This is a genomic window from Massilia sp. BGA-UO-ETr-WB1 (assembly GCF_059567845.1).
The window spans coordinates 313,193-336,627 of the sequence record NZ_JCAQOT010000024.1 but is presented as its reverse complement, the minus strand read 5'-3'; the positions used below and the strand labels follow the sequence as shown (position 1 = coordinate 336,627).

Sequence of the window (23,435 nt, the reverse complement as noted above, 5' to 3'; positions counted from 1 at the left end):
TATGAAAAAACGACTCTTCCTCGGCACGCTGGCCGCTGCGGCCACCCTGCCCGCCCTGACTCCCGCCCACGCAGCCGCCCCGGCGCGCGGCCCCGCCCTGCTCACCGTCACTGGCGCGATCAACAAGCCGAACCGCGGCCCGTTCGAGCCGGTGCGCGACCAGATGATGCACAAGCAAAAGCTCAGCTTCGACAAGGCGCACGCCTTCGACTTCGCCGAACTGTCCGCGCTGCCGGCCATCGCCATCAAGCCCACGCTGGAATACGACGGAAAGGTGCACGCGCTGCGCGGCCCGCTGCTGCTGGACGTATTGAAAGCGGCCGGCGCCACTTTGGCGGACAGCAGCAAGATCGTGCTGCGCGCGGTGGATGGCTATGCGGCCGGCATCACGGTGGCGCAGGCGCGCGCGCACCGCTACATCGTGGCGACGCAGATGGACGGCGCGCCGATGGCGCTGGGCGGCCTGGGCCCGCTATGGGCGGTGTACGAGGCGGACAAGGTGCCGGAAATGGCGAGCAAGCCCGTGCAGGACCGTTTCGGTTCCTGCCCATGGGCTCTGTACCACATTGAAGTGCAGGCCTGACAAGTGCAGGCCTGACGGCCTGCCGGGATCAGCGCAGGGGATTTACGCGTAGGCTTCGGCCAGCGACATGACGCGCGGCGCGATGGCGATGCCGACGTCGCTGAAGATCTTGGTGATCTGCGCCATGTTGGCTTCGTTCTCTTCAGGCTTCCAGCCTTTGAACAGGTCGGTGCCGTCTTTCTGGAAATGCAGGTCCAGCACTTTGCCGCGGTCTTTGTGGGTGTAGCCGGAGCTGTGGGTGTTCTGGAACCCGGCTGCGGCCAGCGCGGCCAGCACGTCGGCTGGCGGATTGTCCGGGTCCGTGGCCAGGTAGACGCCGTAAGTCTTGCCTGGCGGTTTGGCGGCGATATCCACTTCGTAGATGCCTGGCGCCTTCGTTACGGACGTACTTTTCAGAAATAACATGGTCTTGCCCCTATCGCTTTGGCCGCCGCGCCATTGGGGCCGGCATGCTCTTGTTTTCCAGTAATTAAGCTTATTGCTTCTGCCGAGGTTTTACAAGGGAATCGGAAGTGTAGAGGAGCAACTCCCGCTATTTGTTGTGCTTTCGGCGCGCCAAGTTCACAGTTGGCGCCACCAGGGCCTGGTAAAGCTCGCCCGTGGCGGCGTCCCATTGCGATACCGCCTGCTGCTGGCGCGCCACGGTGGCCATGTCGCCGCGCGCGATGGGGCCGCTTAACGCAGGCGCCGCGCCCAGGCGGAACACATTGGCCACGGTCTCCGTCACCAGCGGCTGGGCCAGTTCGCGCGCGGTGGCTTCGGGGATGCCGGCGGCCTGGTAGGCGCGCAAGGCGGCGTCCAGCACGGTGGTCAGGTAGTTGCTCGCGAACACGGCGGCGGCGTGGTAGACCGTCTTGGCGGCAGCGTCGATGGCGACCGGGCGCGCGCCGATGGCCAGCAGCGCGGGCTCCAGCACCGCCAGCGCCGGCGCGTCGCCTTCGATGCCGCAGAAGGTGCCCGCAAATGCGGCAGCCACGGCTGCGGGATCGGCAAAGCTGCGGATGGGATGGACGCTGGCCACGTAAGCGCCCGCGCCGCGCGCGGCCTGCAGGCGGCCGGAGGCCAGCGCGCCGCTGCAATGGAACACGATGGCGCCCTTGAGCGGCACGGCCGCCGCCAGCGCGGCGCAGGCCGCCGCAATCTGGTCGTCGCCCACCGATAACATGTAGACATCGGCCGGGCGCAGCGCGGCGTAGCCGTCGGCAGCCGCGCCGGCGCCGATGAAGTCCACCGCGCGCTGCGCCGATGCGGCCGAGCGCGCCAGCACGTCTTGCAGCGCGAACGGCGCGGCCGCGCCGTCCTGCCCGCCGGCTTGCGTGAACAGACGCCCCAGCGCGCGGCCCACGTGGCCGCCGCCGATCACGCTCAGGCTGCGCATCAGAATCCCGATCCCGGCTGCTTGAGAAACTCGGTCTCTTCCGCAGTGGATGCGCGGCCGAGAATGGCGTTGCGGTGCGGGAAGCGGCCGAAGCGGCGGATGATCTCGTAATGGCGCTTGGCGTAATCGAAGGTGCTGTCGAAGCCGCTGGCCGAGGCGCGCAGCATGTCGAACAAGTCCACCGAGCGCAGCTGCATGGACAGGCTTTCCGCGTGCTCGAACGGCAGGTAGGCGAACATGCGCTGCACCGGCGGCAAGGTCTGGTTGGCGCCGGAATTGTCCAGCGCCAGCGCCGCCTCCAGCGCCAGGCTGTCGCCCGCGAACGCCAGCGGCGTGTCGCGGTGGATATTGCGCGTGAACTGGTCGAGCACCACGATGCGCGCCAGCGTGCCTTGCGTGCCCTCATCGTCCCAGTGGCGCAGGCCGCCCTGCAGGGCATGCTCCACCAGCTCGCCGAACTGGGCGCGGATCTGCGCGTCGAAGGCCGCGTCCTTGCGGAACCATTCGGGCCGCTGCGTGTTGTGGCCCTTCACGCCTATCGGCAGGAACCAGAAATCGAGTACGTCTTGTGCAGTCGCTAAAACCATAAAGTAACCTCAGTTGCGCGCGTGGGAAACCTGGAAACCCTCCAGGCCTTCGAACAGCGCCATCTCCGCCGCCAGCTCCGACATCGTCGCGCCGGAGTGCTTGCTCAGCGCAATGGCAACGAAGCGCCATTCCTGCATGCCCTTGTCGCTGGCGATCATCATCGATCCGCCGGCAATTTCGTAGCCGCGCTTGAGCGCGATGTCGCGCAGCGCGGCCTCGTTCGGCACAAAGCCGGCCTTGAAGCGCATGGTCATCGCCACCGCGTGGCGCGACGGCAGCCAGGCTTCCAGCTTGGACAGGTAAATCATCGACATCGAACACAGGAAGGCCAGCCCCATGGCGCCAAGGTAGAAACCGACGCCTATCATCACGCCGATGGCCGACGAGGCCCAGATCGACGCGGCCGTGGTCAGGCCGCTGATATTGAAGCCTTCGCGCATGATGACGCCCGCGCCCAGGAAGCCGATGCCGGTGACGATGCCCTGGATGACGCGGGTGGGATCGGTGGCGATCACGCTGCCGACGTGCGCCATGTGGCCGCCGTACCAGAACGAGGGGTAGCCGGAGATCACCGTCAGCGCGCAGGACGCCATGCACACCAGGCCATAGGTGCGCATGCCGGCCGCCCGGCCGTGATACGAACGCTCATAGCCGACCAGCAGCCCCAGCAGCAGGGCGCCGAAGATGTTCAGCAGCACGATGGCGTTGGTGGCAAGTTCGCTGGCGGACCAATAGGTTTCCAGTAGTGCATTGGCGGGCATGGCCGTCCCCAGGTTATTTTTCGGGTGTCTTTTTAGTCAGCTGCTTTTCAAACGCCACGTCCAGCTTGCTGACGCGCTGGACTTTCTGCGGCCCTTGCGCGTTGACGAAGGCGACGAACTCGTCCAGCTCCATCGGCGCGCACAGCGGCGGCTGGCCGGGGCCGGCGGTGAGGAAGAAATGGCCGCTGCCGGTGCGCGACATGGTGTACAGCTTGTTGCCGCTGCGCTCTTTCAAACGGTCGAGCGCGTTGCTGGCACGGGTGGAACGGGCCGAACTCATACTGCCTCCGTGCGGGTGTGCAGCCAGGCCAGCGCGTCGCCGGACAGGTGCGGGGCCAGGCGCTGGCGCACCGTGGCGTGATAGTCGTTGAGCCAGGCGCGCTCGTCCTCGCGCAGCAGCGCGTGGTCCAGGCAGCGCGTGTCGATCGGGCACAGGGTCAGGGTTTCGAAGCGCAGGAATTCACCGAACCCGCCCCCGCTCTCTCCCATGTCCACCGGCTGGTTCAGCACCAGGTTTTCGATGCGGATGCCCCAGCGGCCGGGCCGGTAGATGCCAGGTTCGATCGACGTGATCATGCCCTCTTCCATGGCGGTGTGCGGTTCCGGCATGGCCGACGGCGAGATCGATTGCGGCCCTTCATGCACGTTCAGGAAAAAGCCCACGCCGTGGCCGGTGCCGTGGCCGAAATCGATGCCCGCCGCCCAGATCGGCGCGCGCGCGATGGCGTCCAGCATCGGCGACTTGGTGCCCTTCGGAAACTTGGTGGCGGACAAAGCGATCATGCCTTTCAGCACCAGCGTGAAATCGCGCCTGTGCTCGGCGGTGATGGCGCCCACCGGCACCACGCGCGTGATGTCGGTGGTGCCGCCCAGGTATTGGCCGCCGGAATCGATCAGCAGCAGTCCGTCGCCCTCGATCACCGCGTGGTTTGCCTCGGTGGCGCGGTAATGCATGATGGCGCCGTTTGAATTAAAGCCTGCGATGGTGCCGAAACTGGGGCTGACGAAACGCGGCCGGCGCGCGCGGGCGGCCGTGATGCGGGTGTTGATGGCCAGCTCGGTCAGCGGTTCGCGCCGCGGGTCGGCCAGGGTCTGCTCCAGCCAGCAGAAGAACTCGCACAGCGCGGCGCCGTCCTGCTCCATCGTGGCGCGCACGTGCGCGGCTTCGGCGTCGGATTTCCTGGACTTGGCCAGGGTGGTCGGATTGACCGCTTCCACCGCCTTCACGCCGGCGGGCAGCGCCTGGCGCGTGCCGTAAGTGACGCGGCGCGGGTCCAGCAGTACCGGCAGGTCCAGCGGCAGCGCCGCCAGGGCTGCGGTGAAGCCGCCATACGGCGCGAGGTCCACGCCCTGCTCCGCCAGCGCGGCGCGCAGCGCGGCCGGCACCTTGCCTTCGGCCACGAATAATGTGGCGCGTACCGGATCGATGAGGGCGTGTGCCAGGAAAACCGGGTTGTAATTGACGTCCGCGCCGCGCAGGTTGAACAGCCAGGCGATATCGTCCAGCGTGGAAATCACGTGGCGGCCGGCGCCGTGCCGGGCCATCGCCGCGCGCAGGTCGGCCAGTTTTTCGGTGCGGCTGCTGGTGGCGTAAGGCGGCAGCAGCTCGTAGACTTCCGCCGTTGGCAGACTGGGGCGGTCCTGCCAGATGTCGATCAGAAGATCGCGCTCCGTGCGCAGGGTGACATTGTTGGCGGCCAGCGCCTGCTCCAGCAGGCGCGCCACGGCCAGGCCCAGCACCGCGCCATCGACCGCGACTGTCTGGCCCGGCTGCGTATGTTCGGCCAGCCAGTCCACGTACTGCACGCTGGCGCCGGATGAAATTTTCATCAGCTGTACCGTGCTGCCGGCCAGCTCGGACTCGGCCTGGGTCCAGTAGCGCCCGTCGGTCCACACGCCCGCGAAATCGGCGGTGATGATGAAGGTGCCCACCGAGCCGGTGAAGCCCGACAGCCATTCGCGGCCCTGCCAGTGCTGCGGCAAATATTCGGACAGGTGCGGATCGGCGGACGGCACCATGCAGGCGTCGATCTGGCGGTCCCGCATGGCCGCCCGCAAAGCGGCGAGGCGGCCGGCGACGGAAGAAAGTTCTAAGTTTGGCATGAGCAAAGTGATGCAGTCGACTTGGCTCTATCATACCTCGCAGCAAACTTTGATGTAGACCTCAATGCAGGGTGCGGCGCTCGCCGGGATAGGTCGTGCCCGGCTCGAGCTCGGGGGCGCGGCGGCGGTCTTCGCCGGGCCAGCCGGAGTTGCCGCTGCGCTCGGCCGCATCGGACGCCGGCAGCAGGCGCAGCTGCTGCTCGCCTTTCTTGTGCGAGAACAGGTAGTAGCCAGCCAGCGCCGCCAGGCCGGCCACGCCGACCACGCGCATCACCCCCCATCGTGCCACGGCCGACGCTGCGCCGCGCAACACCAACATTTCGCCGATCCGGCGTGCCAGGGTATCCATGCTATGCCCTCCTGCAACAGGTGAGTGATACCCCACAGCTTATACCAACTGCTCACAGCGTAGTGTTATGCCACTAACACACTGCCAGCGGCCCGGAGAACGCAACGCTCGGGACGTTCCGGGCAGCTTTATCAAATGATAAAATTGCTGCATGCAAAGAAAATACGCTCCGTGGATTGTCGGCCTGTTCCTGATTGCTGCGATTGCCGATCTGGTTTCTGGAATTTCCGAGGGAAAGAAGCACGAATTGATCGCCAGCCTGGGATACTTCTCGTTCGCGCTGGCCTACCTGCTCGAGTGGCTGCGGCCGCAAGTGGACGGGCAGACGCCGCCTATGATGCAAAGCAAGCGCGCCGCCATCCTGACCCTGACCGGCGTGGTATTGCTGGCGATCGCCTTCGGCCTCAGGCGCAACTGGTTTTAAGCCTCGGACGTTTCGTAACGCCGCAAGCCTTCCAGGTCGAGGATGCGGATGCCGCCGTAGTCCAGGCGCAGCAGGCCCTGCTTCTCCAGCACCTGCAAGGCCTGGTTGGCGCGCTGGCGCGAAGCCCCCGACAGCAGGCCGATTTCTTCCTGCGAAATCTGCACCAGCTTTTCGATCCCCGGATACAGCAGCGAGTTGAACAGCCCGGCCAGGCAGCGCGCCACGCGCGTGTCGATGTCGAGCAGGCGGTCGTTTTCCACCATGCCGATGAACTGCCCCAGCCGTTCATTGAGCTGCATCAACAAAAAGCGGGTAAACGGTAGACTCGTTTCCAGCAGCCAGTTAAAAGTGTCGGCCGGCATGCGCGCGATGCGGCTGTCGCGCAGCGCCATGGCGTCGTATTTGCGCGGTTCGTTCTTCAGCAGGGAGCCTTCGCCGAACCAGCCTCCGGGCGGCACGCCGGTGAAGGTGACGCTCTTGCCGGACGGCGAGAAATTGTTCATCTTGACCATGCCGGCAATGATGCCCACCCAGTTGTCGACCTCTTCGCCTTTACGGCACACAAAGCCGCCTTTCGGCACGAACGTCTCGTAAGTGTCGGCTTCTACCCGGGCCATTTGCTCGGGCGTGAGCGCCTGCGCCCAGATGGCGGAGCGCAGCGCTTCTTTAAGGGTCGGTTGGTTGTTTGTCATTGTTGCATAGCAACGTCAAAATATGAGTGAATTGTCACCGAAAAGACAACGCGCCGGCGAAACGCGAGCTACTATCATCACACAAAAAAAGCACTGAACCAGACAATAGTATACCCCTCGCTCCCACGAGCCATGAAGGAGACAATGGTGCAGACAGATCTGGAGACATTCCCCCGCCGCTTGCTGCAGCACGGGAAAGTGAGAGCGCACAAGCCCGCGTTCCGCGAAAAGTATTTGGGCATCTGGCAGACCTGGACCTGGGCCCAGGTGAACGAGGAGGTGCGCGCCCTCGCCTGCGGCCTGGCCTCGCTCGGCTTCGAGCGCGGCATGAACCTGGCCATCATCGGCGACAACCGTCCGCGCCTGTACTGGTCCATGCTGGCCGCGCAATGCCTGGGCGGCGTGCCGGTGCCGCTGTACCAGGACGCGCCCGCCGCCGACATGGCCTACGTGCTGGAGAACGCGGAAATCCGCTACGCCATCGTGGAAGACCAGGAGCAGGTCGACAAGCTGCACGAGCTGGCCGAACTCTATCCGCACATCGAGCATATCGCCTACGACGATGAGCGCGGCATGCGCCACTACACGCACAAGGAGCTGATCTCCTTCGCCAAGCTGCAGGAACTGGGCCGCGCCTACGACAAGGCCAACCCCGGCTTCTTCGACGCCGCCGTGCAGGCCGGCCAGGCCGGCGATACCGCCATCATCCTCTACACCTCCGGCACCACCGGCCGCCCGAAAGGCGTGTGCCAGACCCACGCCGCCTTTATCGAGGCCGGCGAAGGCGGCGTCACCTTCGAGAAGCTCACCGACGAAGAAAACGTGCTGTCCTACCTGCCCATGGCCTGGGTCGGCGACTGCCTGTTCTCGGTGGCGCAGGCCATGGTGGCCGGCTTCACCGTGAACTGCCCGGAATCGGGCGACACGGTGATGACGGACATGCGCGAGATCGGCCCCACCTTCTACTTCGCCCCGCCGCGCGTGTTCGAGAACATGCTGACCACGGTGATGATACGGATGGAGGACGCCGGCGCCATCAAGCAGCGCATGTTCCACTACTTTATGGACGTGGCGCGCCGCAGCGGCGCCGACATCCTGGACGGCAAGCCGGTGCCGCTGGGCGACAGCATCAAGTACGCGCTGGGCCGCCTGCTGGTGTACGGCCCGCTGAAGAATGTGCTGGGCATGTCCCGCGTGCGCGTGGCCTACACGGCCGGCGCCGCCATCGGCCCGGACCTGTTCCGCTTCTACCGCTCCATCGGCGTGAACCTGAAGCAGTTCTACGGCTCCACCGAAACCTGCGCCTATATCTGCCTGCAGCCGGACCGCAACATCAAGTTCGACAGCGTGGGCCTGCCTGCCCCGGGCGTGGAAGTGAAGCTGGCCTCGAACGGCGAGGTGCTGGTGAAGTCCGCCTCCACCATGCACTGCTACTACAAGCGCCCCGACGCCACCGCCGAAGCGCTGGACGAGCAAGGCTACTTCCACACCGGCGACGCGGGCGTGTTCGACAGCGAAGGCCACCTGAAGATCATCGACCGCGCGGCCGACGTGGGCAAGATGAAGTGCGGCACCATCTTCGCGCCGAACTACATCGAGAACAAGCTGAAGTTCTTCCCCTTCATCAAAGAGGCGGTGGCCTTCGGCCATGAGCGCGACCAGGTGTGCGCCTTCATCAACATCGATATCGAGGCGGTGGGCAACTGGGCCGAACGGCGCGGCATCGCCTACTCGGGCTACACCGACCTGGCTGGCCTGCCGCAGACTTATGAGCTGGTGCAGGAATGCATCGAGAAGGTCAACGCCGACCTGGCTTCCGAAGCGCTGATGGGCAATACTCAGATCTCGCGCTTCCTGGTGCTGCACAAGGAGCTGGACCCGGACGACGACGAACTGACCCGCACCCGCAAGGTGCGCCGCAAGTTCGTGGCCGAGAAGTACGCGGTGCTGATCGACGCGCTGTACGGCGGCAAGCCATCGCAGTACATCGAGACGCAGGTCAAATTCGAGGACGGCCGCGTCGGCACGGCCGCCGCCGATTTGAAGATCAAGGACAGCAAGACATACCCGGTTGTGGGTAAAGCGGCGTGATCGAGGAGACTTCCATGCAAATGAACGAACCCGACGCGCTGCTGCGCGCCACACGGCGCGTTGGCCCCGTGATCCTGGACCTGAAAAACATCTCGCTGTCCTTCGGCGGCGTGAAGGCGCTGACCGACATCTCCTTCGACGTGCGCCAGCACGAGATCCGCGCCATCATCGGCCCCAACGGCGCGGGCAAGAGCTCGATGCTGAACGTGATCAACGGCGTGTACCGCCCGCAGCAGGGCTCCATCATCCACAAGGGCCAGCAGCGCAAGGGCATGGACTGCTACGCGGCCGCCAAGTCCGGCATTGCGCGCACCTTCCAGAACATCGCGCTGTTCAAGGGCATGACGGTGCTGGACAACATCATGACCGGCCGTAACCTCAAGATGAAGTCCAACTTCCTGATGCAGGCCCTGTACTGGGGCCCGGCGCGGCGCGAGGAAATTGCGCACCGCGTGAAGGCCGAAGAGATCATCGACTTCCTGGAAATCCAGGCCATCCGCAAAACGCCGGTGGGCCGCCTGCCCTACGGCCTGCAAAAGCGCGTGGAGCTGGGCCGGGCGCTGGCCGCCGAGCCGGAGATCCTGCTGCTGGACGAGCCGATGGCCGGCATGAACGTGGAAGAAAAGCAGGACATGTGCCGCTTCATCCTCGACGTGAACGACCAGTTCGGCACCACCATCGTGCTGATCGAACACGACATGGGCGTGGTGATGGATATCTCGGACCGCGTGGTGGTGCTCGACTACGGCAAAAAGATCGGCGACGGCACGCCGGACGAAGTGCGCAGCAACCAGGACGTGATCAACGCTTATCTCGGCACGCATTAAGGGGCGCCACCATGAATATCAGTTTTTTCTTTGAAGTGCTGATCGGCGGCCTGCTTTCCGGCGTGATGTACGCGCTGGTGGCGATCGGCTTCGTGCTGATCTACAAAGCCTCCGGCGTGTTCAACTTCGCCCAGGGCGCCATGGTGTTTTTCGCCGCCCTGACCTGCGTGGGCCTGATGGACAAGTTCGGCTTCTCGCTGTGGCTGGCGATACCGGCCACCGTGGTGGCCATGATCATCCTCGGCCTGGCCATCGAGCGCGTGGTGCTGCGGCCGCTGGTGAACCAGCCGGAGATCACGCTGTTCATGGCCACCATCGGCCTGGCCTTCTTCATCGAAGGCCTGGCGCAGCTGATGTGGGGCTCGCAGGTGCACCGCCTGGAACTGCCCATCGAGGACGTCCCGCTGCAGATCCTGATGGACAAGTTCAACATCATCGTGTCGCAGTTCGACGTGACGGCGGCCGCCGTGTGCGGCGTGATGGTGCTGGTCCTGTCGCTGGTGTTCTCCAAGACCAAGGTGGGCCGCGCGCTGCGCGCCGTGGCCGACGACCACCAGGCCGCGCTGGCGGTGGGCATCCCGCTGCAGCGCATCTGGGGCATCCTGTGGGCGGTGGCGGGCATGGTGGCGCTGGTAGCGGGCCTGCTGTGGGGCGCGCGCAACGGCGTGCAGTTCGCGCTCACCTTCATCGCGCTGAAAGCCTTGCCGGTGCTGATCCTGGGCGGCTTCACCTCGGTGCCTGGCGCGATTGTCGGCGGCCTGATTATCGGCGCCTCCGAGAAGCTGGCGGAAGTCTACATCGGCCCCATGGTGGGCGGCGGCATCGAGGGCTGGTTCCCTTATGTGCTGGCCCTGCTGTTCCTGCTGGTACGGCCCGAAGGCCTGTTCGGCGAAAAAATCATCCGCAGGATTTGAGAGGACTCCACCATGTTCTATCGTGAAGCAGGACAATTCAAAACCCGCTACGAAACCGACGGCCAGATCTTCCCGATCCGCCAGGACCGCATCGCCGTCGTCGCAACGCTGGCGGTGGCGGTGCTGGCGCTGCCGCTGCTGGCATCGCCCTACATGCTGTCGGCCATCCTGATCCCCTTCCTGATCTTTGCGCTGGCCGCGCTCGGGCTCAACATCCTCACCGGCTACGCCGGCCAGCTGTCGCTGGGCACCGCCGCCTTCATGGCGGTGGGAGCCTTCGCCTCCTACAACTTCATCCTGCGCATCCCGGGCATCCCGGTGCTGCTGGCCTTTGTGCTGGGCGGCCTGTGCGCGGCCATGGTGGGCATCGCCTTCGGCCTGCCGTCGCTGCGCATCCGCGGCTTCTACCTGGCCGCGTCCACGCTGGCCACGCAGTTCTTCGTGGTGTGGTGCCTGACCAAGATAGGCTGGCTGACGAATTACAGCTCGTCCGGCGTGATCACCGCGCAGAAAATGGAAATCCTCGGCTACGCTTTCGACACCCCGGCCCGCAAATACCTGCTGGTGCTGCTGGTGGTGTCCATCATGGCGCTGCTGGCCAAGAACATGGTGCGCTCCAACGTGGGCCGCTCCTGGATGGCGATCCGCGACATGGACGTGGCGGCCGAAGTGATCGGCTTCCGCCCGCTGCGCACCAAGCTGATGGCCTTCGCGGTGAGTTCCTTCTACTGCGGCGTGGCCGGCGCGCTGTACGCCTTCGCCTACCTCGGCACGGTGGAGCCGGAAGCGTACAACCTGGACCTGTCGTTCCGCATCCTGTTCATGATCATCATCGGCGGCGTGGGCTCGATCCTGGGCTCCTTCCTGGGCGCGGCCTTCATCGTGCTGCTGCCGGTGTTCCTGAACATCGTGGCGCACGGCCTGGGGCTGCCGACCAGCGTGGCGTCGAATCTCGAGTTGATGGTGTTTGGCGCCCTCATCATCTTTTTCCTGATCGTGGAACCTCACGGTCTGGCGCGTTTGTGGCAAATCGGTAAAGAGAAATTGCGCCTGTGGCCTTTCCCGCACTGAGCGCGGCTTACAACAACGAAGGAGACAAAAATGAAATCGATTAAATCCCTGGTGATAGGCGCTACCCTGCTGGCAACCGTGGGTGGCGCATTCGCCCAGTCCGAACAGTTCATCGCGCTGCCTTCCTACCGCGTCGGCCCTTACGCTGCCGGCGGCTCCGGCTTCTACGGCGGCACCATCGACTACTTCAACCTGGTGAACGCCAACGGCGGCATCAACGGCGTGAAGATCGCGTGGGAAGAATGCGAAACCGAATACAACCCGTCGCGCGGCATCGAATGCTACGAACGACTGAAAACCAAGAACGGCGGCGCCACGCTGGTGGAGCCGCTGTCGACCGGCATCGCCTACGGCATCCTGGACCGCGTGGCCAAGGACAAAGTGCCCATGACCACCCTGGGCTACGGCCGTTCGGACGCCGCCAACGGCAAGGTCTTCCCCTATGTGTTCCCGCTGATTACCAGCTACTGGAACCAGGCCGCCGCCATGATCAAATACCTGGGCGATAAGAACGGCGGCATGGCCAAGCTGAAGGGCAAGAAGATCGTGCACCTGTACCACGACTCGGCCTTCGGCAAGGAACCCTTGCCGGTGCTGGAGGAACTGGCCAAGCAGCACGGCTTTGAACTGATCAAGATCGCCGTGGCGCCGCCGGGCAGCGAGCAGCAGTCGCAGTGGCTGCAGATCCGCCAGGCCAACCCGGACCACGTGATCCTGTGGGGCTGGGGCGTGATGAACTCGGTCGCCATCAAGACCGCGCAGCGCAACGGCTTCCCGCGCGAGAAGATGCTGGGCGTGTGGTGGGCCGGCTCGGAGGAGGACACCATTGCGTCCGGCGACGCGGCCAAGGGCTATACCTCGATGACCTTCAACACGCCGGGCAATTATCCCGTGCTCGATGAACTGCGCAAGAAGGTGTACGCCGCCGGCAAGGGCAACCTGGCCGACCAGAGCCGCATCGGTTCGGTGTACCACATGCGCGGCATGACGGCCGGCATCCTGTACGCGGAGGCGATCCGCACCGCGCAGGAGAAATTCGGCAAGGGCAAAGTGATGACCGGCGACCAGGTGCGCTGGGGCCTGGAGAACATGGACATCAACGAGGCGCGCCAGAAAGCGCTGGGCGCGCTGGGCATGTTCCCGCCGGTGAAAACCACCTGCGACGACCACGAGGGTTCGGGCGCCGTGAAGGTGCAGCAGTGGGACGGCAAGAAGTGGGTCGCCATCACGCCGAACTGGGTGGTGGGCGACAAGGCGCTGACCCGCAAGCTGGTGGAGGAATCGTCCGCCAAGTACGCGGCCGAGAAAGGCATCACGCCGGCCTGCGCGAAGTAACTCCCCGGGGCGGGCCGCCAGCCCGCCCATCGAACCATTTTTGGAAAAGCCGCCATGGATACCGCTACCTCCACCGCTCCGCCGCCCTACCTTTCGGTGAACAACATCGAGGTCATTTACGACCACGTGATCCTGGTGCTGAAAGGCGTTTCGCTGCAAGTCCCGCAAGGGAAGATCGTGGCGCTGCTGGGCGCCAACGGCGCGGGCAAGTCCACCACGCTGAAGACCGTCTCCACGCTGCTGCGCGGCGAACGGGGCGACGTCACCAAGGGCGAAGTCCAGTTCAAGGGCGAGCGCGTGGACCATCTGACGCCGAACGAACTGGTGAAACGCGGCCTGTCGCAAGTGATGGAAGGGCGCCACTGCTTCGGCCACCTGACCATCGAGGAGAACCTGCTGACGGGCGCCTACACGCGCAGCCTGAGCCGCGCCGAGCTGAAGGAGTCGCTGGACAAGGTGTATCACTACTTCCCGCGCCTGAGGGAGCGCCGCTCCAGCCAGGCCGGCTACACCTCGGGCGGCGAGCAGCAGATGTGCGCCATCGGCCGTGCCCTGATGGCCAAGCCTTCCATGATACTGCTCGATGAACCGTCGATGGGCATCGCGCCGCAGATCGTCGACGAAATCTTCGGCATCGTGAAGGACTTGAACCACAAGGAAAACGTGTCCTTCCTGCTGGCCGAGCAGAACACCAACGTGGCGCTGCGCTACGCGGACTTCGGCTACATCCTGGAGAACGGCCGGGTGGTGATGGAAGGCGAAGCGTCCGAACTGGCCAACAACGAGGACGTGAAAGAGTTCTACCTCGGCATGTCCGGCGCCGGCCGCAAGAGCTTCCGCGACATGAAGTTTTACCGCCGCCGCAAGCGCTGGCTGGCTTGAGGCAAGCATGAATATGGAAAAAGCGAAAGCCGTGTGCCGCGCCCTGCCCGGCGCCACCGAAGACATCAAATGGGGCGCCGACCTGGTGTTCTCGGTGGGCGAAAAAATGTTCGCCGTCACCGGCAGCGAAGCGGCCGACGGCATCAGCTTCAAAGTGGACGATGAACGTTTCCTGGAACTGACCGACCGTGCGGGCATCGTCCCCGCGCCCTACCTGGCGCGCGCCAAGTGGGTGAAGATCGAAGACCTGAAAGCGGTGAGCGACGCCGAAGCGGCCCAGCTGCTGAAGCGTTCCTACGACATCATTTTCGGCAAACTGACCAAGAAACTGCAGCGCGAGATCGGAGAAGCGTCGTCATGAACGAAACCCTGAGCGACACCCTGGACAGCCTGGAAACGCGCGCGCCCGAGCAGCGCGAACGCGAGCTGCTGGCGCGCCTGCCCGGCCTGGTAGCGCGCGCGCAAAGCGCGCCGGGCTGGGGCCGCATCCTGGCCGGCGTGGACCCCAACGCCGTCAACAGCCGCGCCGCGCTGGCCGCGCTGCCGGTCACGCGCAAGTCCGAACTGAAAGGGCTGCAGCAGCAGATCAAGCCGTTCGGCGGCCTGAACGCCACCCCGGTGGGCCAGCTGGGACGCCTGTTCATGTCCCCCGGCCCCATCTTCGATCCCGAGGGGCGCGGCGCCGACTGGTGGCGCTTCTCGCGGCCGATGTATGCGGCCGGCGTGCGCGCCGGCGGCCTGCTGCAGAACTGCTTCGCCTACCACTTCACGCCGGCCGCCTTCATGGTGGAAGGCGGCGCGGCCCGCATCGGCTGCGCGGTCATCCCGGCCGGCAGCGGCCAGACCGAGATGCAGGTGCAGGCCATGGAGTCGCTCAAGCCGGACACCTACATCGGCACGCCGTCCTTCCTCAAGATCATCATCGAGAAGGCGCGCGAAATGGGCGCCGACATCAGCAGCGTGAAGCAGGCCATGATGGGCGCCGAAGCGCTGCCCGAGTCGCTGCGCCGCTGGTTCGCCGACAACGGCGTGCCGCACGTGCTGCAAACCTACGCCTCGGCCGACATCGGCAGCATCGCCTACGAAACCCGCAGCGGCGACACGGTCCATCCCGGCATGGTGCTGGACGAGGACGTGCTGCTGGAAATCGTCCGCCCCGGCAGCGGCGAGCCGGTGCCGCCCGGCGAAGTGGGCGAAGTGCTGGTCACCCTGTTCAACCCGGACTATCCGCTGATCCGCTTCGCCACCGGCGACCTGTCGGCCATCCTGACCGACGCCCCGCCCTCGCCCTGCGGCCGCACCAACGTGCGCATCCGCGGCTGGATGGGCCGCGCCGACCAGACCACCAAGGTGCGCGCCATGTTCGTCCACCCTTCGCAGGTGAACGAGATCGCGCGCCGCCACCCGGAAATCCTGAAGGCGCGGCTGGTGGTGTCGGGCAAGATGGCCAACGATGTGATGACTTTGCATTGCGAAGTCGACCATCCCGAGGCTGTACAGGCCAGTTCCATCATAGAAACTATTCGCGACCTGACCAAGCTGCGCGGCGAAGTGGCGTTCGCGGTTAAAGGCAGTTTGCCGAACGATGGCAAGGTGATCGACGACGTACGCGACTATACGTGACATCTGTAGCGCGAATCCAACGCCGGAGCGGGCGCGCGGGATATGGCGGATAATAAAGACCATTCCTACCGATGTCAGAATAAGACCAGATCATGCAAGACTTTCATCACAACCGCGCCCGTGACCTGCTGAAGAACGCAGAAGAAATTTTCGATCAAAAAGCCGTGCAGACCGCCGTTAGCCGCATGGCGGACGAGCTGAACCAACGCTTCGACCGGCCGGAAGACCAGGCCTTCCCGCTGGTGCTGGGCGTGATGGGCGGCGCCGTGGTGTTCACCGGCAACCTGCTGCCGCAGCTGACCTTCCCGCTCGAGTTCGACTACATCCACGTGAGCCGCTACGGCGACGAGGACAAGGGCGGCGCCGTGGTGTGGAAAGTGATCCCGCGCTCCAACGTGGTGGGCCGTACCGTGATCGTGCTGGACGACATCCTGGACGAAGGCGAAACCCTGGCCCACGTGAAGCAGCGCCTGCTGGACATGGGCGCGGCCGAAGTGATCCTGGCCGTGTTCTGCGACAAGGCCATCGGCAAGGTCAAGCCGGTGACGGCGGACATCGTCGGCATCACCATCCCCAACCGCTTCGTGGTCGGCTACGGCATGGACGCCTATGGCTACTGGCGCAACCTGCCGGGCCTGTGGGCCATCAACACCGACGACCTGAACGCCTAGACGCCAGCCCCCGGGGGAACTAAGATACCCAATATGGGTATCTTCGCCGACGTACTATTCACCAAGACGCAGCAGCGCGTGCTGGCCGTGCTCTATGGCCAGCCCAACCGTTCCTTTTACGCCAATGAAATCATCGCGCTGGCCGCCTGCGGCTCCGGCGCGGTGCAGCGCGAGCTGGCCAGCCTGGAAGAATCCGGCCTGGTGCACAGCTGGCGCGCCGGCAACCAGAAGCACTACCAGGTCGACCGCGACGCCACCATCTTCGAGGAATTGCACAGCATCGTCGTCAAAACCTTCGGTGCGGGGGATTTGATACGCGCCGCCCTGCAAGCCCAGTTGCCCCAGCTGGAAGCCGCCTTCATTCACGGCGACGCCGTGGCGGGCACGGTGCATGCCAGCAGCGGCATCGATCTGATGTTGATTGCGCCAACCGCCCCACAGGCTGAACTGCGCCACGCGCTGGGCGGACTGACAGGCGAGCTGGGCCGTGAAGTTCGGCCCGCCTTCTACACGGCCGAAGAATTCGGCCAGCTGTGGCGCAGCGGCGACACCGCGCTGCGCGCCGTGCTGGAACAGCCGAAAATTTTCATCAAAGCGTCGGAAGCCGAACTGATCAAACTGGCTCAGGTCCAGTGATTCGCGGCGGGTTTGCAATACCCAGTGTTCAGTTGGCCGCGCGGCCCAGGTAACGGGCAATTGCCTGTTTGCGCAATGCTTGCAATTGGCCATCGGCCTGCATTTTCTCCAGCACGGCGGTAATGCGCGGTACCAGTGGCGCGTGTTTTTTATGCAAATAGTGGAACAGGTGATGCTTGATCAACGGTGGCTCCAGCACTGTAATGCCCTGCAGGCCGGCCGCCTTCACCTGCCACAGGCCTGACAGTCTGGTCTCGACCACCACATCGACCCGGCCGGCGGCCAGCTTGGCAAACGACTGTTCCACGCTCGGAACGCGTTCGACGTACATACCGGCGGTGCCTTGTTCCGCGAACTTCAATCCTATCCTGGTGCCGACCCGGTAGGGACGCAGGCTCTCCCAGCCCGACACAGGAAAATTCAGCCCCTTGGTGAAAACCACCCCGTCCACCTGGTTGATGGCGACAGGCACGCGTATCAGATTAGGGTAAAGCTTTTCCATCCCCTCGATGCGATTGACCTCGCCATCCATCGTGCCGTCGTTGGACAGCGCCAGTGCGCGCGCGGCCGGCAGCTCTTGGGCGTGGATGGTGATACCCAGCTTGGCGTATGCGACGCGCAGCACGTCCTCGCCGATACGGGTCTCAAGATCGGTGACAGCGGCAAAAGTCAGTGGTTCCTGCGAACGTGCCGGAGCAGCGCAGCTTGCCAGCGCAACGGCACAGGCCAGGATAGGGGCGCGCCATGCTGCCATCTGCCCTCTCGGAATGGGGATGTATCGTCCAGTATGCCGATATGGCTCCGGTTTATCAACCCGCAGCAGATCCGCACCAGCGGCACAAGGATTTTCGATCCTTGTGCCTGCCCCGCATCAGAGGCTCAGGCGCGCACGCGCGGCGGCGTATTCGGCTTGCAGGCGCTCCATCATCTCGGCCACGGTCGGCACGTCGTCCATCAGGCCCACGCCCTGGCCGGCGCCCCAGATGTCGCGCCAGGCTTTGGCGCTGCCGGAGCCGAAGCTCATCTTGCTCTTGTCCGATTCCGGCAGCGCGTCCGGGTCCAGGCCGGCGTTGACGATGGATTTTTTCAGGTAGTTACCGTGCACGCCCGTGAACAAATTGGTGTAGACGATGTCCGCCGCAGCCGATTCCACGATGGCGTCGCGGTACTCGTCGGTCACGTTGGATTCCTGCGTGGCCAGCCAGCGCGAGCCGATGTAGGCGAAGTCGGCGCCCATGGCTTGCGCGGCCAGGATGGCGTCGCCGGTGGCGATCGAGCCGGACAGGGCGATCGGCCCCTTGAAGAATTTCCGCACCTCTCCCACCAGCGCGAACGGCGACAAGGTGCCGGCATGGCCGCCGGCGCCGCTGGCGACCAGGATCAGGCCGTCCACGCCCGCTTCCAGCGCCTTTTGCGCGTGGCGGATGGACACCACGTCGTGCAGCACGATGCCGCCGTAGCTGTGGATGGCGTCCATCATCTCTTTCGGCGGCGCGCGCAGCGAGGAGATGATGATGGGCACCTGGTGCTTGACGCACACTTCCACGTCGTGCGCCAGGCGGTCGTTCGACTGGTGCACGATCTGGTTGACGGCGATGGGGCCGACGCGCTTGCCCGGATTGGCGGCCTGGAATTCGGCCAGCTCCGCTTGCAGCTCGGTCAGCCAGGTGTCCAGCAGCTCGGCCGGGCGCGCGTTCAGGGCCGGGAAGGAGCCGACGATGCCGGCCTTGCACTGCGCCGCCACCAGCTTGGGGCCGCTGGCGATGAACATCGGCGAAGCGATGACGGGAAGGGTCAGGTTTTGCAGCACGGTAGGCAAGGCCATGTCGAACTCCGAATTGAATGATTGAAAACGATCAAACCATTATAAATCGAAAAAAGTACGATCGTGCGCTAAACTTGGCGACGTTGTTCAGCCGTCGTTGAGTAAGTACCCACTCTCAATGCGGGCGCTGCAGGCGCGCACCAGCTGCTTAATGGTCCACTCGGCCGTTTCTTCCGGCGTCTTGTCCAGGTAGCGTTTGGAGGCGGCCTGGATGATGGGCAGCGACGCGAACAGGGCCGGCAGCTCGTCCAGCGCCATGCGCTGGCGCTCCAGCAGCAGGAACTTGAGCAGCACCTTGACGGCGTACTCGGCGTTGCGCACCGGGTTGCCGGACAGGAAGTCGAGACGCGTGCGGGCGCGCTTCAGCGCCGCCGCCACGTCGGTGAACACGGCGCCGTGGCCGGGGATCACCGTGCGCACGTCCAGTGTGGCGATCAGGTCTAGCGTGGCGCGCTCTTCGATGAAGCCGGATTCGCCGTCCAGCTCGGGAAAGATCACGCCGAAGCCGTTCTGCCACAGCGCGTCCGCCGAGATCAGGATGCCTTCCTGCGGACAGTACAGCATCAGCGAGTGCGCGTCGTGGCCGGGCGCACCCAGCACGTGCCATTCCAGGTCGGCCATGGTGAGCTTGTCGCCCGGCGTGAGCACGCCCTCGGCGCTGAAGCGCTGGCATTGCTGGCCGGTGGCTTTGAAGCTCAGCTTGTCCTCGTCCCAGTGGCGCACATTGTCCAGCTCGGACACCGGCACCAGCGTGTCGCTGCCGTAGTGCGCCTGCAGGGTGGCGTTGCCGCCGCAGTGGTCCGAATGCAAATGGGTGTTGACGATGCGGTCCAGGCGGCGGCCCTTGAGCGCGTGGCGCACCAGGTCCAGCGTTTGCGGCGCATGGATCAGGTAGCCGCTATCGACCAGGGTGGTCTCGTGGCGGCCCAGCATCAGCACGTTATTGGACGACAGCCAGCCACGTTCGAAGACGTGGACGTTGTCCGGTAGTACAGCGGGTAAGGCTTTCATTGTTACGTCTATTCAAAATCGATCAGCTGCTCGCGGCGGCGGATGTCGGCCCACACGGTGCGCTTGAAATCGTCATCGGCGCGCGACCATTGCACGATTTCGTCGATGGTGCGCATGCAGCCTTCGCAAAAACCGGTGTCGCGGTTCATTTTGCACAGGCTGACGCAGGGGGATGGCACCGGGGAGGCCAGTTCGGGCGTGCCGGTGGGATTTTCAGTGCTCATTGCGCAGTTCTACGGGAAGAATGTGCGCATTTTACCGCGCCAGGCGTTCGACCAGCTCAATCCGGTTGCCGAAGGGGTCGAAGATGCTGGCGCGCAGGGCGCCCGGCACCGGCTCGTCAAAGCCACCGTCCAGGCCGCGCTCCCTCAATTCGGCGAGGTAGCCGGCCAGGTCGTCGACCAGCAGCGCCGGGTGGGCTTTCTTGGCCGGCTGGAAATTGCTTTCCCCGCCGATGTGGATCTGCTGGCTGCCGGACGCGAACCAGCAGCCGCCGCGCACCGCCAGGTTGGCCGGTTTTTCCAGCTCCTGCATACCGAGAACGTTGCCATAAAACTCACGCGCGATGTCTTCCGCGCCAACCGGGATGGCCACCTGCACGTGGTCGAGTCCAATTATTTTTGCCATGGTTTTACCTATGAGAACACCCCTCAACCATACTCCAAGTGCAGAAAAGGCGCTTGCAATTAGAGGGTTCAACCCTATACTACCATCCATGTGGATGGCGCATAGATGCCAATCGGAAGGAACAGGAGACTATGGCAACGCAAGAACTGAGACTGAAAACGAGCGATTCGGAAAAGATCACGATCAACCTGGGTCCGATCGACCTCGGGCAAATCGATTTGCTGGTGCAGGAAGGCTTTTACGCCAACCGCACCGATCTGATCCGCACCGCGATCCGCAACCAGCTGGCGCAGCATGCCGACGTGGTGAAACAGACCGTGGCGCGCAAGAGCCTGGTGCTGGGCATGCAGCATTACAGCCGGCAGGACCTGGAGCAGTTGCAGGCGGCGGGCGAGCGCTTGCGCATCCATGTGCTGGGGCTGGCGAGCATTGCCAACGACGTGTCGGTGGAACTTGCGCTGGCGACCATAGAATCGATATTCGTGCTGGGTGCACTACACGCCAGCGCGGTATTGAAAACCGCGCTTGCAGGGCGCATTCATTAGCGTGCAGATGGCGCTTGAGGGGCAGGACATGAAATTGAATCATCAGCTATTCAGCCAGATGCGGGCGGCGACGCAGCAGTTGTTCGGTAAAGGACCAGGCAAGGGCGCGGCGGCAGCCACTGCGGCGATCCAGCAGGCGCTGGCCGGGCTGAACCTGGGCGGCCGCCGGCCGCAATCCGCCCCCGGCACGGCGCCGGAAGCCCCGCCGATGCGCGACATCAATTCCCCGCCCGGGGCTGCGCAAGGTGGCGCCGCGCCGCATGCCGGCGCGGCGGCCTTTGCGCGGCAGCCGCATAGCGAGCGGCAGCACGCCGGGGCCACGCAGGAGGGGCAGCGCGCAGCCCCGGGCGGCGCCCATGCGGCGGACCAGGAGGCGGCCCACGGCTGGACGCCGCCGCCCATGCCGCAGGTGCCGCCCAACGCGCAGGCCTTCGTTGAAGACTTGCTGGGCCAGCTGGGAGTCAATGGCGGCAAGCTGCCGCAGGGCCTGGACCTCGGCAATTTCGAGATGCCGAATTTCGACCTGCCCGGCATGAAAGGCGGCAAGCACGTGCCGATACCGGAAGGCGCGCAGTTCATCAGCGGCAGCTACACCAACCACGCCGGCACCCGCGGCTACAAGCTGTACATCCCCAGCACCTACCACGGCCAGGCCATGCCGCTGCTGGTGATGCTGCACGGCTGCACCCAGGACCCCGACGATTTCGCGGCCGGCACCCAGATGAACGCGGTGGCCGAGGAGAAGCAGTGCTTCGTGGTCTACCCGGCGCAGTCGCAGCAGGCCAACAACCACAAGTGCTGGAACTGGTTCAACGCGCTGGACCAGCAGCGCGGCCAGGGCGAGCCCTCCATGATCGCGGGTATTGCGCAGCAGGTGATCGCCGACTATCCGGTCGACGAACGGCAAGTGTATGTGGCCGGCCTGTCGGCGGGCGGCGCGATGGCGGTCATCGTCGGCACGCTGTACCCGGACCTGTTCGCGGCGGTGGGCGTGCATTCGGGCCTGCCGTATGCGTCCGCGCAGGATCTGCCGTCGGCGCTGAGCGCCATGAAGCGCGGCGCGTCGGGCAACGTGAGCAAGGCGGCGCACACCGAGGGCGCCAGCCCGCCCATCATCGTGTTCCATGGCGACCAGGACCGCACCGTCCATCCACGCAACGGCGAGCAGGTGATGGAGCAGAAGCTGCGCGCGCACGGCGTGGTGCAGGCCACGGCTGAAGCCGATGCGGGCAGCGTGCCGAACGGGCACCGCTACACCGTCACCACGCACCGCCACGAGGACGGTACACCGCTGGGCGAGCATTGGGTGGTGCACGGCGCGGGCCACGCGTGGTCCGGCGGCAGCGCGGCGGGCAGCTATACCGACGGCAAGGGACCGGATGCGAGCAGGGAGATGATGCGCTTCTTCCGCACGGTGGCGGGTTAGCGGAAGTTGGTGCGGGCGGCGTGGGCTTCGCGCTCGGCGATGTGCTGCTTCAGGCAGGCAGGGCACCAGCATGTCAGGTCGGAGGCGGGACGGGCGCTGGCGTCCGGCACCGGGACGGCGGGCGGCATGGCGGTGCACCAGCACGGGCTGCCGTCGTTGCCGTCCACCATGGCGCAGCTGAACTCCGCGCCGCAGCGCTTGCACACGCTCACGGTTCGTCCCCGGGGAACGCGCGCATGGCCTTGCGCAAGGTGTCCATCTGGCTGTTGAAGCGCGTGCAGGCGCCGCACACCATCAAGTGCAGCCGCATGCGCGTGCGCTCGACCAGCGACAGCTCCCGGTCCATGCCTTCGGAAACCAGGCGGTGCACTTCCCTGCAAGTTGGTTTCAAGCCGTCCTGACTCATATTCCTCTCCGCTTTATCCCCGTGCGCCGAACCAGTTCAGGTCCAGGCATTCGCGCAGGCGCAAGCGCGCCCGGTACAGCAGCACCCAGGCATTAGCCGAAGTAATCGCCAATTCCTTACAAATTTCTTCCGTCTCCAGCTCCAGCCACTCGCGCATCATGAAAATGCGCGCGGTCTTGGCGGGCAGCTTCTCCAGGCACACTTCCAGCACCTTGAAAAAATCCTTCTGCTCCAGGGTGCGGTCCGGATCGCCCCACTGGCGCGGCATGTTCACGGTGTGGCCGTCGGCGGAAAACAGCGCGTCGATGGCGTCGTCCTCGGACTGGTCTTCGGCGGTGTCGATCTGGCGCTCGCGGGTGGAGGCGCGCAGGTTGTCGATGATTTTGTACTTCAGGATGCCGGTGACATAGGTGCGCAGCGAGGACTGACCCTGGAAGCGCTCCGGCTGTTCCAGCACCGCGATCAGCGTGTCCTGCACCGCGTCTTCCGCCAGCGCCTGATTCCGCAATTGCAACAGTGCGAAGCGGACGAGCTGGGGCCGCATGGCTTCCAGCTGGCTATGGAGTGATTGGGTGGTTGGCGTGGTGGGATCCATTTTGGCCCAGCCTAGCGGAACATCCCGGAAATTACAACCGCAAAAAGCCCTATAATGCGTGCTGGAAGCCAG

General features: G+C 64.9%; 30 protein-coding genes. 14 read left to right on the top strand and 16 right to left on the bottom strand.

What is annotated here, in order from left to right; all coding sequences use genetic code 11:
- Window position 1 precedes the first annotated feature (1 nt).
- Complete coding sequence (locus AC56DV_RS14720; RefSeq protein WP_496315022.1) at window positions 2–583, top strand: putative pterin-binding protein; 582 nt, start codon at window positions 2–4, stop codon at window positions 581–583.
- A gap of 42 nt (window positions 584–625) precedes the next feature.
- On the opposite strand, the gene AC56DV_RS14715 is transcribed toward AC56DV_RS14720, so the two are convergent.
- The 7 genes from AC56DV_RS14715 to AC56DV_RS14685 all read right to left on the bottom strand — a co-directional run bounded on the left by AC56DV_RS14715 (window position 626) and on the right by AC56DV_RS14685 (window position 5,702).
- Window positions 626–988 (bottom strand): hypothetical protein, encoded by a 363-nt coding sequence (locus AC56DV_RS14715; protein ID WP_057158606.1) that lies wholly within the window; start codon window positions 986–988, stop codon window positions 626–628.
- 127 nt (window positions 989–1,115) lie between these two features.
- Window positions 1,116–1,961, bottom strand: a complete 846-nt coding sequence (locus AC56DV_RS14710) for a Rossmann-like and DUF2520 domain-containing protein (RefSeq protein ID WP_496315021.1) — start codon at window positions 1,959–1,961, stop codon at window positions 1,116–1,118.
- A complete protein-coding gene (locus AC56DV_RS14705) occupies window positions 1,961–2,548 on the bottom strand; it encodes a DUF924 family protein (RefSeq protein ID WP_496315020.1) in 588 nt (195 codons plus the stop codon). Before AC56DV_RS14705 ends, AC56DV_RS14710 begins: the two co-directional genes overlap by 1 nt.
- Window positions 2,549–2,557: 9 nt before the next feature.
- The gene (locus AC56DV_RS14700; protein WP_496315019.1) at window positions 2,558–3,310 is read right to left on the bottom strand and encodes an MgtC/SapB family protein; all 753 of its coding nucleotides are present in this window, start codon (window positions 3,308–3,310) and stop codon (window positions 2,558–2,560) included.
- A gap of 13 nt (window positions 3,311–3,323) precedes the next feature.
- A complete protein-coding gene (locus AC56DV_RS14695) occupies window positions 3,324–3,590 on the bottom strand; it encodes a hypothetical protein (RefSeq protein ID WP_496315018.1) in 267 nt (88 codons plus the stop codon).
- The gene (locus tag AC56DV_RS14690) at window positions 3,587–5,413 is read right to left on the bottom strand and encodes an aminopeptidase P family protein (protein ID WP_496315017.1); all 1,827 of its coding nucleotides are present in this window, start codon (window positions 5,411–5,413) and stop codon (window positions 3,587–3,589) included. Before AC56DV_RS14690 ends, AC56DV_RS14695 begins: the two co-directional genes overlap by 4 nt.
- Window positions 5,414–5,474: 61 nt before the next feature.
- On the bottom strand, window positions 5,475–5,702 hold the full coding sequence (locus tag AC56DV_RS14685; RefSeq protein WP_496315016.1) for a hypothetical protein: 228 nt from the start codon (window positions 5,700–5,702) through the stop codon (window positions 5,475–5,477).
- A gap of 211 nt (window positions 5,703–5,913) precedes the next feature.
- Between AC56DV_RS14685 and AC56DV_RS14680 the strand changes: the two genes are divergently transcribed.
- Complete coding sequence (locus AC56DV_RS14680; protein ID WP_496315015.1) at window positions 5,914–6,186, top strand: hypothetical protein; 273 nt, start codon at window positions 5,914–5,916, stop codon at window positions 6,184–6,186.
- On the opposite strand, the gene AC56DV_RS14675 is transcribed toward AC56DV_RS14680, so the two are convergent.
- Complete coding sequence (locus AC56DV_RS14675; RefSeq protein ID WP_496315014.1) at window positions 6,183–6,878, bottom strand: Crp/Fnr family transcriptional regulator; 696 nt, start codon at window positions 6,876–6,878, stop codon at window positions 6,183–6,185. The genes AC56DV_RS14680 and AC56DV_RS14675 overlap by 4 nt on opposite strands.
- Before the next feature lie 144 nt (window positions 6,879–7,022).
- Between AC56DV_RS14675 and AC56DV_RS14670 the strand changes: the two genes are divergently transcribed.
- From AC56DV_RS14670 to AC56DV_RS14625, 10 genes are all read left to right on the top strand, one after another.
- Complete coding sequence (locus AC56DV_RS14670; protein WP_496315013.1) at window positions 7,023–8,969, top strand: AMP-binding protein; 1,947 nt, start codon at window positions 7,023–7,025, stop codon at window positions 8,967–8,969.
- A 14-nt stretch (window positions 8,970–8,983) separates the two neighbouring features.
- Window positions 8,984–9,796 carry an ABC transporter ATP-binding protein gene (locus tag AC56DV_RS14665; RefSeq protein WP_496315012.1) on the top strand — a complete coding sequence of 271 codons (813 nt, stop codon included), beginning with the start codon at window positions 8,984–8,986 and terminating at the stop codon, window positions 9,794–9,796.
- Window positions 9,797–9,813: 17 nt separating this feature from the next.
- Window positions 9,814–10,710, top strand: a complete 897-nt coding sequence (locus AC56DV_RS14660; RefSeq protein WP_496315632.1) for a branched-chain amino acid ABC transporter permease — start codon at window positions 9,814–9,816, stop codon at window positions 10,708–10,710.
- 12 nt (window positions 10,711–10,722) lie between these two features.
- A complete protein-coding gene (locus AC56DV_RS14655) occupies window positions 10,723–11,781 on the top strand; it encodes a branched-chain amino acid ABC transporter permease (RefSeq protein ID WP_496315011.1) in 1,059 nt (352 codons plus the stop codon).
- 30 nt (window positions 11,782–11,811) lie between these two features.
- Entirely contained in the window at window positions 11,812–13,116 is a 1,305-nt protein-coding gene (locus AC56DV_RS14650) for an ABC transporter substrate-binding protein (protein WP_496315010.1), read from the top strand.
- 54 nt (window positions 13,117–13,170) lie between these two features.
- A complete protein-coding gene (locus tag AC56DV_RS14645) occupies window positions 13,171–13,998 on the top strand; it encodes an ABC transporter ATP-binding protein (protein WP_496315009.1) in 828 nt (275 codons plus the stop codon).
- A 7-nt stretch (window positions 13,999–14,005) separates the two neighbouring features.
- Entirely contained in the window at window positions 14,006–14,359 is a 354-nt protein-coding gene (locus tag AC56DV_RS14640; protein WP_496315008.1) for an MmcQ/YjbR family DNA-binding protein, read from the top strand.
- Window positions 14,356–15,621, top strand: coding sequence for a phenylacetate--CoA ligase family protein (locus AC56DV_RS14635; RefSeq protein WP_496315007.1), 1,266 nt, complete (start codon window positions 14,356–14,358; stop codon window positions 15,619–15,621). The genes AC56DV_RS14640 and AC56DV_RS14635 overlap by 4 nt, the downstream gene beginning before the upstream one ends.
- 92 nt (window positions 15,622–15,713) lie before the next feature.
- The gene (locus AC56DV_RS14630; RefSeq protein ID WP_496315006.1) at window positions 15,714–16,292 is read left to right on the top strand and encodes a hypoxanthine-guanine phosphoribosyltransferase; all 579 of its coding nucleotides are present in this window, start codon (window positions 15,714–15,716) and stop codon (window positions 16,290–16,292) included.
- Between the two features lie 33 nt (window positions 16,293–16,325).
- A complete protein-coding gene (locus AC56DV_RS14625) occupies window positions 16,326–16,928 on the top strand; it encodes a transcriptional regulator (protein WP_496315005.1) in 603 nt (200 codons plus the stop codon).
- A gap of 28 nt (window positions 16,929–16,956) precedes the next feature.
- Here the strand turns inward: AC56DV_RS14625 and AC56DV_RS14620 are convergent, their stop codons facing one another.
- From AC56DV_RS14620 to AC56DV_RS14600, 5 genes are all read right to left on the bottom strand, one after another.
- Window positions 16,957–17,682, bottom strand: coding sequence for a substrate-binding periplasmic protein (locus AC56DV_RS14620; protein WP_496315004.1), 726 nt, complete (start codon window positions 17,680–17,682; stop codon window positions 16,957–16,959).
- A gap of 117 nt (window positions 17,683–17,799) precedes the next feature.
- The gene (locus AC56DV_RS14615; protein WP_496315003.1) at window positions 17,800–18,753 is read right to left on the bottom strand and encodes an NAD(P)H-dependent flavin oxidoreductase; all 954 of its coding nucleotides are present in this window, start codon (window positions 18,751–18,753) and stop codon (window positions 17,800–17,802) included.
- Window positions 18,754–18,840: 87 nt separating this feature from the next.
- Window positions 18,841–19,764: an MBL fold metallo-hydrolase gene (locus AC56DV_RS14610; protein ID WP_496315002.1), complete on the bottom strand. Its 924-nt coding sequence runs from the start codon at window positions 19,762–19,764 to the stop codon at window positions 18,841–18,843.
- Window positions 19,765–19,772: 8 nt separating this feature from the next.
- A complete protein-coding gene (locus tag AC56DV_RS14605) occupies window positions 19,773–19,988 on the bottom strand; it encodes a DUF1289 domain-containing protein (RefSeq protein WP_496315001.1) in 216 nt (71 codons plus the stop codon).
- A 31-nt stretch (window positions 19,989–20,019) separates the two neighbouring features.
- Window positions 20,020–20,391 carry a VOC family protein gene (locus AC56DV_RS14600; RefSeq protein ID WP_496315000.1) on the bottom strand — a complete coding sequence of 124 codons (372 nt, stop codon included), beginning with the start codon at window positions 20,389–20,391 and terminating at the stop codon, window positions 20,020–20,022.
- A 131-nt stretch (window positions 20,392–20,522) separates the two neighbouring features.
- Between AC56DV_RS14600 and AC56DV_RS14595 the strand changes: the two genes are divergently transcribed.
- Both AC56DV_RS14595 and AC56DV_RS14590 read left to right on the top strand, forming a co-directional pair.
- Window positions 20,523–20,936: a hypothetical protein gene (locus tag AC56DV_RS14595; protein WP_057158639.1), complete on the top strand. Its 414-nt coding sequence runs from the start codon at window positions 20,523–20,525 to the stop codon at window positions 20,934–20,936.
- 28 nt (window positions 20,937–20,964) lie between these two features.
- Entirely contained in the window at window positions 20,965–22,362 is a 1,398-nt protein-coding gene (locus tag AC56DV_RS14590; protein WP_496314999.1) for an extracellular catalytic domain type 1 short-chain-length polyhydroxyalkanoate depolymerase, read from the top strand.
- Here the strand turns inward: AC56DV_RS14590 and AC56DV_RS14585 are convergent.
- Genes AC56DV_RS14585 through AC56DV_RS14575 form a run of 3 tightly spaced genes read right to left on the bottom strand, consistent with a single transcriptional unit; the run spans window position 22,359 to window position 23,363 of the window.
- A complete protein-coding gene (locus tag AC56DV_RS14585; protein WP_496314998.1) occupies window positions 22,359–22,574 on the bottom strand; it encodes a cysteine-rich CWC family protein in 216 nt (71 codons plus the stop codon). The genes AC56DV_RS14590 and AC56DV_RS14585 overlap by 4 nt on opposite strands.
- Window positions 22,571–22,768 carry a zf-HC2 domain-containing protein gene (locus AC56DV_RS14580; RefSeq protein ID WP_496314997.1) on the bottom strand — a complete coding sequence of 66 codons (198 nt, stop codon included), beginning with the start codon at window positions 22,766–22,768 and terminating at the stop codon, window positions 22,571–22,573. Before AC56DV_RS14580 ends, AC56DV_RS14585 begins: the two co-directional genes overlap by 4 nt.
- Before the next feature lie 13 nt (window positions 22,769–22,781).
- Window positions 22,782–23,363, bottom strand: coding sequence for a sigma-70 family RNA polymerase sigma factor (locus AC56DV_RS14575; protein WP_496314996.1), 582 nt, complete (start codon window positions 23,361–23,363; stop codon window positions 22,782–22,784).
- Window positions 23,364–23,435 lie beyond the last annotated feature (72 nt).